Here is a 17,108-nt window from a genome sequence, read left to right as displayed (position 1 = left end):
GGTCATCGATGGAACCTCATATGTCTCAACCACGGGGCACCGGTCCGAACATGACCTGAAAGAGCTTGGTGGGATCAGCTTTTGGCGTCGTTCGTGGCTGATAAGGGTAGGCCGCGTTGTCGCCGACGTAGAAGTCGGTGTGCGCCGCGGAATCCGGGTCACTGAGACCGTCCTGGCAAGTCGGCGGGCCGTCCACGTTCACGATCGGAAGGTCCTCCGGATACCGGTACGGTTCTTTGCCCGGCAACAGTCCGGCGTTCAAGGCCACATAGCCGGTTTCGATACCGAACACCGGGAGGGCCTTCTGCCCCGCCGCCGCGGTGGAGGTGATGAAGCAGGCCAAGCCGGGTGCCTGGTAGCCGAGCAGAGCCGCGGTGGGGTTCAGGTTCGACAGGGTGGAGATGATCGTCGCCTTCGACGGTGCGATCACCCCGTTGATCGTGTCGGCCATTCCGGTGACGTTCATCAGGAGTGCGTCGAGGTCGGACGACTTATCCAGCAACGTGTTTCCGGTGAACGTGAAGTTCTCGACAACCTTGAGCAGATCAGGCATCACATCGGCGTACACGTTGGTGAACTCGGCGCCGGCTTCGATGTCGCGGCTGAGGGCATCGATGTGCGGGTTGGTCTTGCGGAGCAGATCGGAGAGGTCGGCGAACCCTTGGCCGATTTCTTCACCCCGGCCGGACAGCGCAGTGTCGATGGCCCCGATGGTGGCGTTCAGTTTCTCCGGCTGCACCTCGGCGAGCACGTCGACCAGTCGCTGGTAGATGGTGTTCAGTTCCACCACGACGTGGTCGGTCTCGATCGTCGAACCACCGGAGAGCCGCGCCTTGGACGGGTCCTCGGGGATCTCGAGGTTGACCGACTTCGCACCGAAGACCGTGTTGGACTTGATGTCCGCGTAAACGTTCGCCGGGATGTACTTCAGCTGGTCGGGGTTCATGTTCAGCTTCAGCGTCACGCCGTCGGCTGATTCGCTGATGTCGCCCACCCGGCCGACCACCACGCCACGAAGCCGCACCTTGGCGTCGGGGTTCATGACGAGGCCGGCGCGATCAGAGGTCAACGTCACCGGAACTGTCGAGGAAAAACTGCCCAAGAACTGGAGACCGGCCAGCGCGCAAACGGCGATCAGCGCCACCACCATGAAGGTGGCCGCAAGCTTCTTGGCCCATTGGGGTCGTTCGATTCTCTGTGACATGGCTACCCCGAAAGGTTGAACTTTCCGTCGATGCCGTAGATCGCCAGTGACGTCAGCAACGTGATGACCACGACGACCACGAGTGAGGCGCGCACCGCGTTACCGACCGCGATGCCGACCCCAACCGGTCCGCCGGAGGCGTTGAAGCCGTAGTAGGTGTGAATCATCATGACAGCCACGGCCATACAGATCGCCTGCACAAACGACCACAGGATGTCGGTGGATATGAGGAATGTCGAGAAGTAGTGGTCGTAGACGCCCGAGGACTGCCCGTACAGGAAGACCGTCGCGAATCGGCTTGCCAGGAACGAGGCCACCGACGCCAGTGAGTACAGCGGGATGATCGCGATCAGTCCGGCGACGATGCGCGTGCTGACCAGGTACGGAATGGATGCGATGGACATCGCCTCGAGGGCATCGATCTCTTCGCTGACGCGCATGGCGCCGAGTTGAGCCGTGGCACCGGCCCCGATCGTGGCGGCCAGACCGATGCCGGCGATGACCGGGACGGCGATACGGACGTTGATGAACGCCGAGAAGAATCCGGTCAGGGCTTCGACACCGATGTTCGACAGCGAGCTGTAGCCCTGCACCGCGATGGTTCCGCCAGTGAACAGGGTGAGAAACCCGACGACAACAACGGTGCCGCCGATCATCGCGAGAGCGCCTGAACCCATGCTGATCTCGGCGATCAGCCGGAGCGTCTCCTTCTTGTAGCCGCGGACGGCACGGGGGATGCTGATCAGGCTGTCCCAGTAGAAGAACGCCTGGTCGCCGATCCGGTCCCAACCACCGCTGGCTCGTTTGAACGCCACGCGAGTTGAGCGTAGTCGGACGGTTTCCGGAAGAATCATCGCTGCTACCCTGCCGTCGCTTTGAGGCCCACGGCGGTGACGACCACGTTCACCACGAACAACGCCATGAATGAATAGACCACGGTTTCGTTGACCGCGTCACCGACTCCCTTGGCTCCGCCGGCAACGTGCAGACCGCGGTAACAGCCGACGAGTCCGGCCGCGAGTCCGAAGAGCGCCGCCTTCACCATCGAGATCATCAGTTCCGCAAAACCGGTGAGCAGAGTGAGGTTGGCGATGAACGCGCCCGGGTTCACATCCTGGAGGTACACCGAGAAGACGAATCCACCGCCGATGCCGATGGTGCACACCAGGCTGTTGAGCAGGATGGCCACCATCGTGGAGGCGATCACGCGGGGAACGACGAGGCGGTGGATCGGGTCGATGCCCAGAACCTTCAGCGCGTCGATCTCTTCGCGGATCGTGCGGGCTCCGAGGTCGGCGCAGATGGCCGTGGCGCCGGCGCCTGCCACGATCAGCACGGTGACGATCGGGCCGATCTGGGTGATGGTGCCGAGTGCCGCGCCCGCGCCGGAGAGGTCCTGTGCGCCGAGCTCGCGAAGCAAGATGTTGAGGGTGAAACTCACCAGAACGGTGAACGGGATCGCCACGAGGACAGTGGGGACCATCGACACCCGGGCGATCGCCCACGACTGTTCGATTGTCTCGCGCCACTGGAACGGCGGGCGGAAGAGTTCACGTGCCGCGCTGACGCTCATCGCCACGAAATCGCCCACGCTCTCGAACGGGACAGCCAGTCTACGGTTCACCAACTCTCCTTTAACTGCGGCAAAGACCCGGATCGAACGAGGCTGCTCGATCATAACGTGTTCTAGTTCTGATGTGGAGGAATCGTCAGACTGTCAATTAGGAAGTTTTCCCCTTCGAAGCCATCCCCGACGCCTTCGTTTTATAACACGTTCCACCGGTCCGATCCGTGAGGGATTACTGCAGTTCCGGGTGGTTCGTCGCGAACTTATCACATGTCCAGTTGCTCGAATCGGCTTATTCGAAGCGTTCACAGGGAGTGTCGAAACCCCCGGTCAAGAAGGTTTGCGGCGCTAACCGAACAGCGCTTTGCCGGCCGAGAACGTGGCGTCCGGATCGCGTCCGACGAAGTACTCGGACATCGTCTTGGAGAGATCGGATCGGTCCCAGGCGTCGCCGCCCGCCTCGAACGTTTGCTCCACCGTGGGCGCCGCCATCAGGGTGACCTTCGGGCCGTAGACGACAAACACCTGACCGTTGACCCCATCGGAGTCCGGACCGGCAAGGTATTGCACGAGGGTGACCACATGGTCGGTGGACAGAGGATCGACGGTGCCGTCTGGCGCCTCGCCGAAAGTGCCCTCGGTCATGGCCGTGCGGGCACGGGGGCAGATGGCGTTGGAACGCACACCATAGGCGGAGAGTCCTCGTGCGGCCGTCAAGGTCAGCGAGGTGATACCGGCTTTTGCCGCACCGTAATTGGCTTGTCCGACAGGGCCGGTCAGTCCGGCTTCGCTCGAGGTGTTGATCAGCCGGCCGAACACCGGCTCGCCGGCTTTCTTGGACTGACCGCGCCAGTACGCGCCTGCGTTGCGGCTCATCAGGAAGTGACCACGCAGGTGCACGCGGATCACGAGATCCCAGTCGTCGTCGGTCATGTTGAACAACATCTTGTCCCGTACGAGACCGGCATTGTTCATCACGACGTGCAGGCCACCGTGTTCCTCGGTGGCGACCCGCATGATCTCGGTGGTCGTCGCAGAATCCGAGATGTCGCCGGTGACAGGCACTCCCACCCCGCCGGCGGCCTTGATCTCGTCGAGCACGTCGCTCTTGTCCAGGGCGCCGGCGAGGTCGTTCACGATCACCGTGGCGCCGAGTGCACCGAGGCCGATCGCCTCGGCGCGACCCAGGCCCGCACCAGCTCCGGTCACAACGGCTACGCGACCATCAAGATCACTCACGAACGTCCTCCATCTCGGCGTTGCTGCGCAGGACCGCACTCACAGGCCGCGGTTCCCGGCTACGTCTGCTCGCAAATGTAGAACGTGTTCTCACTCTGTGCCAAATGTTTGAAGATATTCACAGGTTGCGAGCGATCCGACACACGCCCGCAACCACCGGTCATTCCTCGATCGACAGGGCCGACTTGGGGCAGCTGCCGACCACCTGGCGCATCTCCTCGCGCCGCTCTTCGGGGACGTCTTCCTGAAGAATCACCAGGTAGTCGTCGTCGTCGAGATCGAAAACGTCCGGCGCCATCCCCACGCACACACCGTTGGACTCGCAGAGATCGAAATCGGCTTTGATCTTCATGAGATGAGTTTCCTTCCATCGCCTGGCCACGGTGGCCACTTGTTGACGGGCAGCCAACTTACAGGTTAGAACGTGTTATAGAAGAGTGCGACCGGATTGGTCCGGTCGGCTCCCACGCGCACCCGAAACCTTGGAGCACCGATGCGTATTGCCTACACCGACCAGCAACAGGAACTTCGGCGCGAACTCCGGGCGTACTTCTCCAAGTTGATCACGCCGGAGCGGCGAGCGGCACTCTCATCGACATCTGGCGAGTTCGGCGAGGGCAACGTCTATCGCGAGGTCGTCAGCGAGATGGGGCGCGACGGCTGGCTGGCATTGGGCTGGCCCAAAGAGTACGGCGGCCAGGATCGTTCGATGATGGATCAGCTGATCTTCACCGACGAGGCGGCGATCGCCGGAGCACCGGTGCCGTTCCTGACCATCAACTCCGTGGCGCCGACGATCATGCACTTCGGCACAGAAGAGCAGAAAGCCAAGTACCTGCCGCCGATCGCGTCCGGCGACGTGCACTTCTCCATCGGCTACTCCGAACCGGGCGCAGGCACCGACCTCGCGTCGCTGCGCACCACCGCTGTTCGCGACGGCGATGACTTTGTCATCAACGGCCAGAAGATGTGGACCAGCCTCATCCAGTACGCCGACTACATCTGGCTGGCCTGCCGTACCGACCCGGAGGCGAAGAAGCACAAGGGCATCTCGATGCTCATCGTCCCGACCGACGTCGGGGGCTTCTCCTACACGCCTGTGCACACCATGTCCGGTGTGGACACCAGCGCCACCTACTACGAGAACGTCCGGGTACCCGCCGACGCCCTGGTGGGTGAACTCAACGGCGGTTGGCCGCTGGTCACCAACCAGCTCAACAACGAACGGGTGTCACTCTGTAGCGCCGCACCGATCCAGACCGCCTTGCGCGAGACGGTCGAATGGGCGCAGAACACCAAAGATGCTCGCGGCCAGCGGGTCATCGACAACGAGTGGGTGCAGATGAATCTCGCCAAGGTGCACGCCAAGGTGGAGTTCCTCAAGCTGATCAACTGGAACATCGCCTCCGAGGCCACCGGGGGCGGATCACCTTCGCCCGCAGACGCCTCGGCCACCAAGGTCTTCGGCACCGAGTTCGCAACCGAGGCCTACCGTTTGCTGATGGAGGTCCTGGGGCCTTCGGCGACACTGCGTCAGGGCAGCGCAGGCACACATCTGCGTGGTCGACTCGAACGTTTCCACCGCTCATCGCTGATCCTGACCTTCGGTGGCGGCACCAACGAGATCCAGCGCGACATCATCGCGATGCTCGCCCTCGGCCAGCCCCCCGCCCGCCGCTGATCGGTCCGGATCGCACCGAACCGACCCCGGCAGGCACCCCTTCCGGCGGCGCCACCGTCTCACCGAGGAATCAGGAAGCACACCATGGATTTTCATCGCACTGAACAGACCTCCGATCTCGCCGGGCTCACCCGCGACATCGCCAAGAAGCTGGTGACCACCGACCGCCTCGTCCAACTGCAGGGTGACACCTCGGCTGGGGCCACCACGGTCGCCTTCGACCGAGAGTTGTGGTCGCAGCTGGCGTCCTCCGGACTGCTCGGCGTCGAACTCGCCGAAGAGGTCGGTGGCGCGGGGCTCACCATCGTCGACAACGTGGCAGTTGCCGAGGAACTCGGCAGAGTTCTGGCCCCGGTTCCCTTTGGTCCGGTTGCCATCGCCGCGATCCCCGCCATCGCCGAGTTCGGGACCGACGCCCTCAAGCAGCAGTGGCTGTCGGATCTGGTGTCGGGTCAGAAGCTGATCACGGTGGCGCTCGACGAGGATCTCGCCGACGACCCACTCGAGCCGGTCGCCACGGCGACCGCCGAGGGCGACGACTGGAATCTTCGAGGCCTCAAGGTGAACGTGCCGTACGCCGAGGTCGCCGATGCCGTGGTGATCAACGCGCAGGGCCCCGAGGGAGTTTTGGTGTTCGTGGTGGATGCCACGACCCCGGGTGTCACCATGACACCCACCCCGTCCACCGGGTTGACACCCAGCGCTGCAGTGGAACTCGACGGGGTCCGGGTCGACCGCTCCCGCGTGCTCGGATCCGCCGGTGCCGCTTCGGTTGCCTTTCTCCGCGACCGGATGACCCTGGCCCTGTGTGCCGAACAAACCGGGGTGCTCGAACGGGCTCTGGAACTCACGGCGGACTACGGTCGCGAGCGGGAACAGTTCGGCCGGGCCATCGGGTCGTTCCAGGCTGTCGCACAGCGGCTCGCCGACGCCTACATCGACGTCCGTGGACTCAAGCTGACCACCCTGCAAGCCGCCTGGATGGTGTCCGAACACCTCGAAGCGGGCAAAGAGCTTGCGACGGCCAAGTTCTGGGCCGCCGATGCCGGCCACCGGGTGGCACACACCGCTGTCCACGTGCACGGTGGCGTCGGGATCGATGTCGACCACCCGCTGCACCGATACTTCCTGCACGCCAAGCAGAACGAGTTCGCGCTCGGATCGGCGCCTGTCCAATTGCGGCGCATCGGCGCGGCTCTGGCCGCCGAACCAGCCTGAGACGATGGCAGATGGTCCCAGCACGGTAGGGGAAATGCTGGCGCCGCTCGCGAATGTCGACGATGCGGGGCTGTACTTCGAGAACGAATTCGTCAGTTGGCGTGACCATCTGCGCCTGTCTGCGGCAAGGGTGGCCGCGCTCGACGGGTTGCTCGAACCGGGTAGGCCACGGCATGTTGCGCTTCTGCTCGAGAACATCCCCGAGTTCAGCTACCTGCTCGCGGCAGCCGTGATGGGCGAGATCGTGATCGTGGGCCTCAACCCCACTCGGCGCGGCGCCGCGCTGGCCGGGGACATCGACACAGCGGACTGTCAGGTTGTCATCGTCGAGGCCGCGACCGCGGGCCTGCTGGCCGATGTCGATCTCGACGGAGTTCAGGTTCTGGACGTGGACTCCCCGCAGTGGTCCCGGCTGCTCGAGTCCCACGTGGATGCACCCGTGACGTTCAGGGACTGCGCCCCCGACACATTGCTCATGCTCATCTTCACCTCGGGGACCAGCGGGGACCCCAAAGCGGTGCAATGCAGTCACCGCAAGTTCGCCGTCGGTGGCTCCATGTTGTCCGCCAGGTTCGGATTGGGACCGAAAGACGTTGCCTATCTGTCCATGCCGATGTTTCACTCGAACGCGATCATCGCCGGGTGGATGGTCGCGGTGGCGGGCGGATCGTCGGTTGCCCTGCGCCGACGGTTCTCGGCCAGTGCGTTCCTGGATGACATCCGCCGCTTCGGCGCGACCTACGCAAACTACGTCGGCAAACCGCTGTCGTACGTCCTGGCGACCGAACCGCGTCCGGACGACAAAGAGAACCCGCTCCGAATCCTGTACGGCAACGAGGCGTCGCCTGCTGACATCACTGCGGTGACAAAGCGTTTCGACGTCACGGTGATCGATGGGTTCGGTTCCACCGAGGGTGGGGTCTCGATCACCCGCACCCCCGACACTCCGCCCGAAGCCCTCGGTCCCCTGGTCCCGCCCACCGAGGTTCGTCACCCGGACACTGGCAGGGTATGCGAGACAGCACGATTCGGTGAGCACGGTGAACTGCTGAACCCGGATGAAGCCGTCGGGGAGATCGTCAACAGCTCAGGTGGCGGACTGTTCACCGGCTACTACCGAAATCCCGACGCTGACGCCGAACGCATGCGCGACGGCATCTATCACACCGGCGACCTCGGCTACGTCGACGACCGGGGGTACGTGTATTTCGCAGGGCGACTGGGTGATTGGGTCCGCGTGGACGGCGAGAACATGGGTACCGGCCCGATCGAACGGGTGCTGCTACGCCACGAATCGATCGCCATGGCGGCCGTGTACGGCGTACGGGCCGACGTCGGTGACGAACTCGCGGCGGCGCTGGTGGCGCCGGGACTCACTGCCGACCAGTTGACCGGTTTTCTGGCCACACAGTCAGACCTCGGCCCCAAGCAGTGGCCCACCCGCGTTCGGTTGGTGGACGACCTTCCCCGCACCGACACGTTCAAGATCCTCAAGCGCACGTTGGCCTCCGACGATGCGCCGCCCACCTGGGTGCGCGACGGTCGTGATCTCAAGTACGTCGCCGCCAACCCCCGATAGTGGTGGGTTCGGGTGAGCATTCGCCCAGGTGGGCCTCACCCGAAGCCACCGTCATCGGCTAGCTGCGGGTGACCCGCTCGAGGTACTTGGATCGCTTGTCCTGGTCGTAGGCCATGAACATGGAATCGAAGCCGAAGCGTCGTCCGTAGATGTTCTTGAGGAAGCGCGGGGTCACCATCCACCCCAGGGTGGCCATGCTCTGCCTCGGGATCACCACGCGGTCGCGGTTGGTCTCGATGCTCTGGACGATCTGGCGCGCAACATCATCGGGCTCGATGGGCGGCATCAATGCGGTGGTCTGCAATCCGTCGATGAGGCCGGTCTTGGTGAAGTTCGGTATCACCGCGAGCACCCGGACGCCCTGCATGCTCAGTTCCCCGTCGAGGGCCTCGGAGAACGCGATGACGCCGGCCTTGGCGGCGCTGTAGATGCTGAGTCCGGGCAGCGGCACCAGTCCGGCAACCGACGCAACGTTGACGATCTGGCCGTCTCCGCGCTCGACCATCCGGCGCGCCGCGAGTCGGCAACCGCGAACCACGGCGAGTAGATCGATCTCGAAGTTGCGCTTGATCAGTGAGTCGGAGAACTCCAGAAACGGGCCGGTGGGCATGATGCCGGCGTTGTTGATCAGCACGTCGAACCGGCCGAACTCCTTGTCGACCCGGTCGAGGAATGCGGCAAACGACTCGTCGCTGGTGACGTCGAGCGGGTAACCCTCGCAGCCGAGGTTTGCCGCCGCCTTGCCGACGACCTCCTCGTCGATGTCACCCAGGACGACCTTGGCCCCGCGTTCCTGCAGCAGTTCTGCCGTGGCGAGACCGATCCCCCGGCCACCGCCCGTGATCACGACAACCTTGTCGCGCAACGTGATCGCGTGACCGGTGCGACCGCGCTTCACCGACACCATTCGCTGGATGGGACTGCCCATGATCTCCTCAATTCATCTGCTGACGGCCGCGACTCATCACCTGGTCGCGTGCCGCGGCCACCTGGGCCGGGTCGAAACTTGCCATCCACGCCGCCGAGTTGCGTTCCTCGGTGACCAGCTGGGGGTCGAGTTCGTGTTGCTGCGCTTCGCGATACGACGAGAGAAGCGCCGACACCGCACGCTGGTTGTTGTTACCGATGTCCGCCGCGAGCGACAACGCGGACGACAACAGGTCTTCGTGCGGGACCACCTCGGTGACCAGACCGACCCGCAGGGCCGTCGGTGCGTCGACGAAGTTGCCGCTCAGGCTCATTCGGCGGGCGAAGCCCCAGCCCACCGCGGCGGGCAGCCGGGCAGTCAGGCCCCAGGCGGGCATCATGCCGACTCGGGCATGCGTGTCGGCAAACCTGGCGCGCTCGGAGGCGACGAGGATGTCGCACGCAAGTGCGAGTTCGAGTCCCCCGGTGACGGTGGCACCGTTGATCGCGCCGATGACTGGTTTGCGTAGCGGTATCCACGGAAATCCCAGTGGCACGCCAGGAACGTTGACCTCGTCCCAGCCGCCCTCGGTACCGAGCATCCGGAGATCGACACCGGCACAGAACGCCGGGTCGGCTCCGGTGAGCACAACGGCGTGCACGGAATCGTCGGCGTCTGCGTCGGCCAGTGCTTCACGAAGTGCGACGATCAACGTCCCGGTCAGCGCATTACGCGCGTCAGGCCGGTTGAGCGTGATCAGAACCGTGGCGCCGGACTCGGTGTCGACGCGCTCGGAGAGCACCAGCGGTGAATCCTGTGCAGCCATGGTTGTACCTCCTGCGCCGACGACTCCCGGAACTCGGTGGGCCGATGGCTGGAACCATATCTGATCACACCCGTCCCCAGAAATGGGGCGCAGTCAGCGCAGCAATTCCAGCGTGCGGTCGTCGGGTTCTCCACCGAAGTACTTGTGCAGGACAGCTGTGAAGACGTCGTTGGTACCGCTGGCCTGAGCGAACAGGGTCATGGACGAACGCAGTTTCAGGTTGTCCGGGTGGCCGAAGATCTCCTCGGCAGACCGCCCGTCGATGTCGGCGACCAACTGGGTGCACTCGTACAGACGCGGTCCGAGCACCTCGTCCGCGAGATATGCCCGCGCCTCGCGCAGATCGGCGATGGCGTAGTGCTTTGCCGTTGCACTGTGCGCGAGCCCGTCGATCTGCGGGAAGACGAACCACATCCAGTGCGTACGTTTTCGCCCCGACCGCAATTCCTCGACCACCTGGTCGTAGACGGGCTCCTGGGCTTCGATGAAACGGCTCAGATCGGCGTCACGGGTCATGGACTCACCTCACGTCGGATGTCGAAGGGGCGACTCTCGCTCCATGAGATGGATGCGCGAATCGCCCCTGCGGCAAACGTCTGCGGTTCGGTCAGTGGCGGGCCTTCTCCAGACGATCGACGGCGGCGTCGTACTCGTCGACGAGGCCCTTGATCAGTTCTTCGGTCGGGGTGATGGCATTCATCCGGCCGACGATCTGACCCGCGGGCATGGCGACGACGCCGGGGTCGTCGGCACCCGAGATCCGGGCGTGCGCCTCGGCCACCAAGATGTTCTGCAACGGCATGGGCAGCGGCTCGGGCGCGTTCTCGGCATCCCAGGCGTCGGTCCACTTCGTCTTGAGCAGTCGAGCGGGCTTGCCCGAGTAGATGCGGCGGCGCACGGTGTCGCGCGACGTCGCGTTCAGGATCGCCTGCTGGATCACCGACGGCCCGGCGCCCCGCACGCCGAGCTGGTACTCCGCGGCAGTCAACCAGTAGGTGCCCATCCACACCCCGGTGGCGCCCATGGCCAGCGCGGCAGCGATCTGACGACCGCTGCCGACCCCTCCGGCTGCCAACACGTGCGCCGCATCCCCTACGGCGTCAACGATTTCTGGCCACAACACCATGGACGTCACCTCACCGGTGTGACCGCCCGCCTCGTGCCCTTGCGCGATCACCAGGTCGACCCCGGCCGAAACATGGCGCAGGGCATGCTCTTTGGCGCCGGCGAGCGCGGCGACCTTCACCCCGTGGGAGTGCACATTCGAGATGACATCCTCGGGCGGCGAGCCCAGGGCATTGGCGATGAGCTTGATCTGCCCGTACTTGTCGGCATGCGTCATCGAGACATCGACGTGCGAACGCGCCACCGAATGCAGCCAGCCCAGCACGCCAGCACTCACCCGGTCACCGTCCGGCAACGGGGGCACTCCCAGATCGTCCAGAGTGCGCTCGACGAATGCACGATGCTCCGGCGGGATCATGGAATCGAGGTCGACTTGCGACCCCTCGGTCGGGATCTTCGCCGGCATCACCACATCGACGCCGAACGGTTTGCCGTCGGTGTTCTCGCGCATCCAGTCCAGGGTGGCGTCGAGTTCTTCCGCCTCGTTGAACCGGACGCAACCGAGCACGCCCATTCCGCCGGCCCGGCTGATCGCAGCGGCTACGTGCTCCGACGGTGTGAAACCGAAGATCGGGTATTCGATCCCGAACTCGTCTGACAGGGAGGTACGCACCGGTTAGGCCTTTCGTGAAGAAGTGGAGAGGGTTTCGTCGGCAGGTCGCGACTCGGTGATCTCGGTACCCCACCGGTAGTTCGGCTTTCCGGCGGGCGACCGCTTGATCTCGTCGACGAACCACACCGAGCGCGGGCACTTGTACCCGGCGATGTCCTGGCGGGCGATCTTGTTGATGTCTTCGAGCGACGGGCGGACTCCGTCGCGGGTGGCCACCACCGCGGCGACCCGCTGCCCGTATCGCTCGTCGGGCACACCCACCACCACGGTGTCGAAGACGTCGGGGTGGGCCTTGAGGGCCGATTCGACCTCTTCTGGATGGATCTTCTCGCCACCGGAGTTGATGCACACCGACCCGCGGCCGAGCATCGTCACGGTGCCGTCGTCCTCCACGCGGGCCTGGTCACCCGGAATGGAGTACCGGACACCGTTGTAGACCTTGAACGTCTTGTCCGACTTGACCGGATCGTTGTAGTACCGCAGCGGGATGTGCCCGGTTCGGGCCAGGATGCCGATCTCGCCGCTGCCGGGTTCGATGATCGAACCATCCTCGCGCAGAACAACTGTCGACAGGTCGGCCTTGACGCGCGGACCGCCGCCGCTGTGCGAGGTCTCCTTGGAGATGATCCCCATCCCCGAGAACCCGGTCTCCGACGATCCGATCGCGTCGATGATGATCGCATTCGGGAACTTGTCGATGAACTGATCCTTGACCGATGCCGAGAACAACGCGGCCGACGATGCCACCGACACCACCGAGCTGAGGTCGTAGTCCTTCTCACCGAGAGCGTCGATCATGGGGCGTCCCATGGCATCTCCGGTGATGAAGATGACGTTCACCTTGTGGCGTTCGACGATCTCCCAGGTCTGGTGCGCACCGAACTCCGGATACACGATGGCCTTGCCGCCACCGAACAGCGCCTGGAACACGGCCCATTGGGAACCGCCGTGGATGAAGGGCGGGATCGGGAATCGGACGAGCTGCCCGCCTTCGGCACCCGTCTTCGCGAAGTGCCACTCGTCGTTGATGGGTTCACCGGTGTACCAGTCGATCCCACCACCGAGCACCCGGAACACATCCTCCTGGCGCCAGACGACGCCTTTGGGGTTGCCGGTGGTTCCGCCGGTGTAGAGCATGTAGATGTCGTCGTCCGACCGCGCCTCGAAGTCGCGCTCGGTTCCGCCGTCGGCAACCGCCTTCTCATAGGGCAGCCCGTCGACGGCGGAGATGCCGAGATCTGACCCGTCTTCGATGACGATGACGGCACCCAGCTTCGGCGCCTTCGACAACACGTTCGCCACCTTGTCGACGTACTGGCGCTCGACGATGAGCACCTTGGTGTCGGAGTCGGTGAGGATGTGTTCGAGTTCGCTCTCGACGTACCGGAAGTTGACGTTGACCATCACGGCCCTCGCCTTGAAGATCGCGACCATCGACTCGACGGCCTCGATACCGTTTCTGCTGTACAGACCCACCGAATCGCCGGGTGCCACCCCGAGCGCCCGAAGGGTGTGTGCCAGCCCGTTGGCCCGCTGTTCCAGTTCTGTGTAGGTCTCGCTGCGGCCGTCGGTCTCGAGAGCCACGCGGTCGCCCATCAGGTCGACGGCATGCTCGATCAGGTCGGCGATGTTGTAAGCCATACCCCCAAAACTAGAACGTGTTACCGTTCGGTGGCAAGGCCGGGGCGAGATCCGCATCACACGGCCTTCGTCACGTCGTCATGCCATCGTTCAGGAGCCCAGATGTCTGATTCCGCCCCCCACTGTCTCGTCGAGAAGCGCGATCACACGTTGATCGTCACGATGAACAGGCCCGAAGTCCGCAACGCCCTGTCGGGCGACATGTTGGCCATCATGGGAGAGGCCTGGGACCAGGTCGATGAGGACAACGAGATCCGCACCGTGATCCTGACCGGCGCGGGTGGCTACTTCTGTGCCGGCGCCGACCTGAAGAACATGAACAAGTCCGCTCCCGGCGACTCCTTCAAGAGCGGCGGCTTCAATCCGAACATGCTCGACTCCCTCCTCAAGGGCCGCAGGGTGACCAAGCCCGTCATCGCAGCCGTCGAGGGCCCCGCGATCGCCGGCGGCACCGAGATCCTGCAGGGCACCGACATCCGGATCGCCGGCGAGAGCGCGAAATTCGGTGTGTCCGAGGCCAAATGGGGCCTGTATCCCCTCGGCGGTAGTGCAGTCCGCCTGGTCCGGCAGATCCCGTACACCGTAGCCGCCGAAATACTGCTCACCGGCCGGCACATCACCGCCCAGGAAGCGCTGGACTACGGGCTGATCGGCCACGTGGTGCCCGATGGCACCGCGCTCGACAAAGCCCTCGACATCGCCGCGCAGATCGCCGCGAACGGGCCGCTCGCCGTGCAGGCGATCCTCAAGGCCATCCGCGACACCGAAGGCATGCACGAGAAGGACGCGTTCAAGATCGACGCCGAACTCGGCGTCAAGGTGTTCATGAGCAAGGACGCCAAGATCGGACCGAAAGCGTTCGCCGAGAAGAGAACCCCCGAGTTCACCGGCCAGTAGCGATACCTGCCGCGGTGGTCGCGTCCAGTCCGTTGAGCCCGTAACAGACGAACTCGACCACCGTCTCGGCGGTGGCATCGATGTCGATCACCGCACTGTTGTCCAAGATGATCGGCAGGACCGCCCCCATCAGGCACGACAGCACCGCTTCACCTGCGATGTCTATGTCCAGTCCGTCCCGGAGGTAACCGTCCTCGATGCCGTGGCGGATGTACTGTCCACACAGATGCCCCAATTGGGAGTAGCTGCCTGCCAACGTCTCCATCGCGGCCGCGTCGATTCCCGGGGCCTCCATCGCGAGGAACGTCAAGACGTGCGGGCGCTCGAGCGCATATTCGAGCAGGCGTCCGACGAGCTCACCGAGCCCGGTGATGAACTCTTCGCGCGTGCGCGGACGCGGACGGTGCAACTCGGCCACCGCGACCATCTCGGCGAGTTCGCGTGACAGCAACGCGTCGAGAGCGTCGCGTTTGTTGTCGAAGTAGTTGTAGAAAGTGCCGTGGCTGCAGCCGATCCGGGCAACTATCTCGGCGACCCCGACATCGCTGTATCCCCGCTCGACAAACGTCTCGAGTGCCGCGTCCAGCAGTTGGATCCGACGCTTCCGGGTGCGTCGGGTATCCGACCGCACCGTAGGCTGCACCACTGTTTCATCCAGCCTTTCTATCGTTTCAGTATTCCGTGCAGAGCAATTTCGGCTGCGCCGTCGACGTACCGGCCACGTTTTGCCACATCCATGCCGCGCCGCAACGACATCACGACGCCGGGAAGCGACATCATCATCAACATCCGGGCGACCACCGGTTTCTGAGCCGTGGACAACACCAGCCATCCATGCTCGATCGCCTGTGTGAGCGATTGCAGTACAACGGCATTCAGCATTCCCTCGAGGCCGACGACCCTGGCCTTGAGTTCTTTGTCGATGGCGCTGGCCTGCACCCCGATCAGTCTCAACATCGCGGGATCTTCGTCGATGAGGTCGTACAGCCGGTCGGCGATGATCTGGAACCGTCGGAGCAACTCGGTCGGAGAGGTCGGCTCGTCCTGGAGCATCGAGTACGGATCCACCGCGTGGAACAACCGCTCGACCGCCCAATCGAACACGTGGTCCAGCAGTTCGCGTTTGCTGCTCACGTACCGATAGACGGTGCCCTGACCGATACCCGCTTCCTGCGCGATCTCGGCGATACTCGTGCCCTCGTAGCCGCGCTCGGTCAGCACCCGGAAAGCAGCTTCGATGATCTGGGTACGCCGCTGATCGGCCAGACCTTCGACCTTGGGGCGCCCTCTGGATCTACGAACTGGAGCGTCAGCGTTCATGGACGTGGTTCAGGCCCGCACAACTCGACTGCCGAGGAATCCGACATATGCGGCCAACCCGACCAAACCGTAAACGCGGGACCGGCTGTCGGAGATGGCGAGGCCGATCAGCGTCTCGCTTGCACCATTCGCGTAAATCCATTCACGCGTGTTCTCGGGAAATGCAGGCTTTGTGATCGATTCGAAAGCCTGCGGAACTACAAAGTGCGCCAACCCGGTACCGGCGATTCCGAAACCGATCAACTTCGGCAACACCGACGTCGTCGTTTTTCCGGTCTTGTAGGCGGTTTTCGCCGTCACCACCGCCGGGCTCTTAGACGCAACGGCCGCAACCACATGCGCCGCCTTCGACTTCTTGCTCCGCTGCTTTTCAACAATTTTCAATTGCCGCACCTTTCGTCGCGATCACAGTATCTAAGCCTCTCTATCGCTCACCGGAGACGTGGCGCTACACACATGTACTTTTGTCTCTCAAATACGCCGCCGTCGATCGGCAACCTGGCGTCGGGCCGCAAAATGCCCGGTCAGAAAAATACGCGATGTCGCATTGTGACGCCGATTTCGATTGGCCGGCATTCAGCCCTGTGACAACCAGTGCGAGACCGCCCGGCTCACGCCCCGTTGATGTCGAGCAACTGTGCCATCGCGCCCGCCCGAGCATGCTCGGGCAGACCGGCCAAGGCACCGAGGAGGGCGTGCTCGGCCATCTGCCGGACGTCGCTTGCGGCGATGTCCTCACTCGCCAGCCAGGCGTGACACGCGGTCCTCAGCATCACCAGCCAGCTGTGCACGGCGATGCGCAGGAGCTCCGGGTGGTCGCGGCCGGGATCGATCACGGCCAGTATCCGGTCTTCCTGTCCCCTGGTCGCTTGCTCGATCAGCGCGATCACCGCGGGATCCGAACTCGCTGCCCCCGAATAGATGGCCTGAGAGCCATGCCGATTGGCTCGGCAACTCGCCAGATAGGCGTCGATCCCGTGGCGGAGTTGCTCCAGGAGTGGCAGCCGCGGGTCCGGCGCAGTGTCGGCAAGCATCCGCTCGGTGGCGCGTTGCACCAGCTCGGCGAAGAAGGCGCGCTTGGTCGGAAAGTAGTGGTAGAGCAACCCGCGGGAAACACCCGCCAGCTCCGCGACCCGTTCGATGTGGACATCGTCGTAGTGCTGCTCGGCAAACAACTCGGCGCCGAGGTCGAGTAGTTGGGCACGTCGCTGTTGCGGCGTCATCCGCGTTCTCACACCCATGCGGCCGAATACTACTTGACACGGGTTCAATAGCCGACCACCATGGCTAT

The 17,108-nt window shown here is 63.9% G+C and carries 18 protein-coding genes; 4 read left to right on the top strand and 14 right to left on the bottom strand.

Annotated elements, in window-relative coordinates; all coding sequences use genetic code 11:
- Nucleotides 1–25: 25 nt before the first annotated feature.
- From KXR83_RS18170 to KXR83_RS18150, 5 genes are all read right to left on the bottom strand, one after another.
- On the bottom strand, nt 26–1,204 hold the full coding sequence (locus tag KXR83_RS18170; RefSeq protein WP_437426003.1) for an MCE family protein: 1,179 nt from the start codon (nt 1,202–1,204) through the stop codon (nt 26–28).
- Between the two features lie 2 nt (nt 1,205–1,206).
- Nucleotides 1,207–2,058 (bottom strand): MlaE family ABC transporter permease, encoded by an 852-nt coding sequence (locus KXR83_RS18165; RefSeq protein WP_030172703.1) that lies wholly within the window; start codon nt 2,056–2,058, stop codon nt 1,207–1,209.
- Nucleotides 2,059–2,063: 5 nt separating this feature from the next.
- Nucleotides 2,064–2,828, bottom strand: coding sequence for an MlaE family ABC transporter permease (locus KXR83_RS18160; protein WP_437426002.1), 765 nt, complete (start codon nt 2,826–2,828; stop codon nt 2,064–2,066).
- 291 nt (nt 2,829–3,119) lie between these two features.
- A complete protein-coding gene (locus KXR83_RS18155) occupies nt 3,120–4,010 on the bottom strand; it encodes a 3-oxoacyl-ACP reductase (protein ID WP_437426001.1) in 891 nt (296 codons plus the stop codon).
- Between the two features lie 160 nt (nt 4,011–4,170).
- A complete protein-coding gene (locus KXR83_RS18150; protein ID WP_030172694.1) occupies nt 4,171–4,362 on the bottom strand; it encodes a ferredoxin in 192 nt (63 codons plus the stop codon).
- 141 nt (nt 4,363–4,503) lie between these two features.
- Between KXR83_RS18150 and KXR83_RS18145 the strand changes: the two genes are divergently transcribed.
- From KXR83_RS18145 to KXR83_RS18135, 3 genes are all read left to right on the top strand, one after another.
- Nucleotides 4,504–5,691: an acyl-CoA dehydrogenase family protein gene (locus tag KXR83_RS18145; RefSeq protein ID WP_437426000.1), complete on the top strand. Its 1,188-nt coding sequence runs from the start codon at nt 4,504–4,506 to the stop codon at nt 5,689–5,691.
- Nucleotides 5,692–5,775: 84 nt separating this feature from the next.
- The gene (locus KXR83_RS18140; RefSeq protein WP_437425999.1) at nt 5,776–6,909 is read left to right on the top strand and encodes an acyl-CoA dehydrogenase family protein; all 1,134 of its coding nucleotides are present in this window, start codon (nt 5,776–5,778) and stop codon (nt 6,907–6,909) included.
- A 4-nt stretch (nt 6,910–6,913) separates the two neighbouring features.
- Nucleotides 6,914–8,488: a long-chain-fatty-acid--CoA ligase gene (locus KXR83_RS18135; protein ID WP_437425998.1), complete on the top strand. Its 1,575-nt coding sequence runs from the start codon at nt 6,914–6,916 to the stop codon at nt 8,486–8,488.
- 58 nt (nt 8,489–8,546) lie between these two features.
- On the opposite strand, the gene KXR83_RS18130 is transcribed toward KXR83_RS18135, so the two are convergent.
- The 5 genes from KXR83_RS18130 to KXR83_RS18110 all read right to left on the bottom strand — a co-directional run bounded on the left by KXR83_RS18130 (nt 8,547) and on the right by KXR83_RS18110 (nt 13,600).
- The gene (locus KXR83_RS18130; protein ID WP_437425997.1) at nt 8,547–9,416 is read right to left on the bottom strand and encodes an SDR family oxidoreductase; all 870 of its coding nucleotides are present in this window, start codon (nt 9,414–9,416) and stop codon (nt 8,547–8,549) included.
- Between the two features lie 7 nt (nt 9,417–9,423).
- Nucleotides 9,424–10,221, bottom strand: coding sequence for an enoyl-CoA hydratase (locus KXR83_RS18125; RefSeq protein ID WP_437425996.1), 798 nt, complete (start codon nt 10,219–10,221; stop codon nt 9,424–9,426).
- Nucleotides 10,222–10,314: 93 nt separating this feature from the next.
- Complete coding sequence (locus KXR83_RS18120; protein ID WP_437425995.1) at nt 10,315–10,737, bottom strand: DUF1810 domain-containing protein; 423 nt, start codon at nt 10,735–10,737, stop codon at nt 10,315–10,317.
- Nucleotides 10,738–10,828: 91 nt separating this feature from the next.
- On the bottom strand, nt 10,829–11,959 hold the full coding sequence (locus tag KXR83_RS18115) for an NAD(P)H-dependent flavin oxidoreductase (RefSeq protein ID WP_437425994.1): 1,131 nt from the start codon (nt 11,957–11,959) through the stop codon (nt 10,829–10,831).
- A gap of 3 nt (nt 11,960–11,962) precedes the next feature.
- The gene (locus tag KXR83_RS18110) at nt 11,963–13,600 is read right to left on the bottom strand and encodes an acyl-CoA synthetase (RefSeq protein ID WP_437425993.1); all 1,638 of its coding nucleotides are present in this window, start codon (nt 13,598–13,600) and stop codon (nt 11,963–11,965) included.
- A gap of 102 nt (nt 13,601–13,702) precedes the next feature.
- Here KXR83_RS18110 and KXR83_RS18105 point away from each other — a divergent pair, with 102 nt between their 5' ends.
- Nucleotides 13,703–14,497: a crotonase/enoyl-CoA hydratase family protein gene (locus tag KXR83_RS18105; RefSeq protein WP_437425992.1), complete on the top strand. Its 795-nt coding sequence runs from the start codon at nt 13,703–13,705 to the stop codon at nt 14,495–14,497.
- On the opposite strand, the gene KXR83_RS18100 is transcribed toward KXR83_RS18105, so the two are convergent.
- The 4 genes from KXR83_RS18100 to KXR83_RS18085 form a co-directional block, all read right to left on the bottom strand.
- Nucleotides 14,484–15,143: a TetR/AcrR family transcriptional regulator gene (locus tag KXR83_RS18100; RefSeq protein ID WP_437425991.1), complete on the bottom strand. Its 660-nt coding sequence runs from the start codon at nt 15,141–15,143 to the stop codon at nt 14,484–14,486. The genes KXR83_RS18105 and KXR83_RS18100 overlap by 14 nt on opposite strands.
- Nucleotides 15,144–15,160: 17 nt before the next feature.
- Entirely contained in the window at nt 15,161–15,817 is a 657-nt protein-coding gene (locus tag KXR83_RS18095; protein WP_437425990.1) for a TetR/AcrR family transcriptional regulator, read from the bottom strand.
- Nucleotides 15,818–15,826: 9 nt separating this feature from the next.
- Nucleotides 15,827–16,201, bottom strand: a complete 375-nt coding sequence (locus KXR83_RS18090) for a hypothetical protein (protein WP_399509944.1) — start codon at nt 16,199–16,201, stop codon at nt 15,827–15,829.
- Nucleotides 16,202–16,428: 227 nt separating this feature from the next.
- On the bottom strand, nt 16,429–17,058 hold the full coding sequence (locus KXR83_RS18085) for a TetR/AcrR family transcriptional regulator (RefSeq protein ID WP_437425989.1): 630 nt from the start codon (nt 17,056–17,058) through the stop codon (nt 16,429–16,431).
- Between the last annotated feature and the right edge of the window lie 50 nt (nt 17,059–17,108).

The organism is Williamsia muralis (assembly GCF_051487485.1).
GTDB classification, from domain to species: domain Bacteria; phylum Actinomycetota; class Actinomycetes; order Mycobacteriales; family Mycobacteriaceae; genus Williamsia; species Williamsia muralis_B.
The sequence above is the reverse complement of the archived record's forward strand: the minus strand, read 5'-3'. Positions and strand labels throughout refer to the sequence as shown.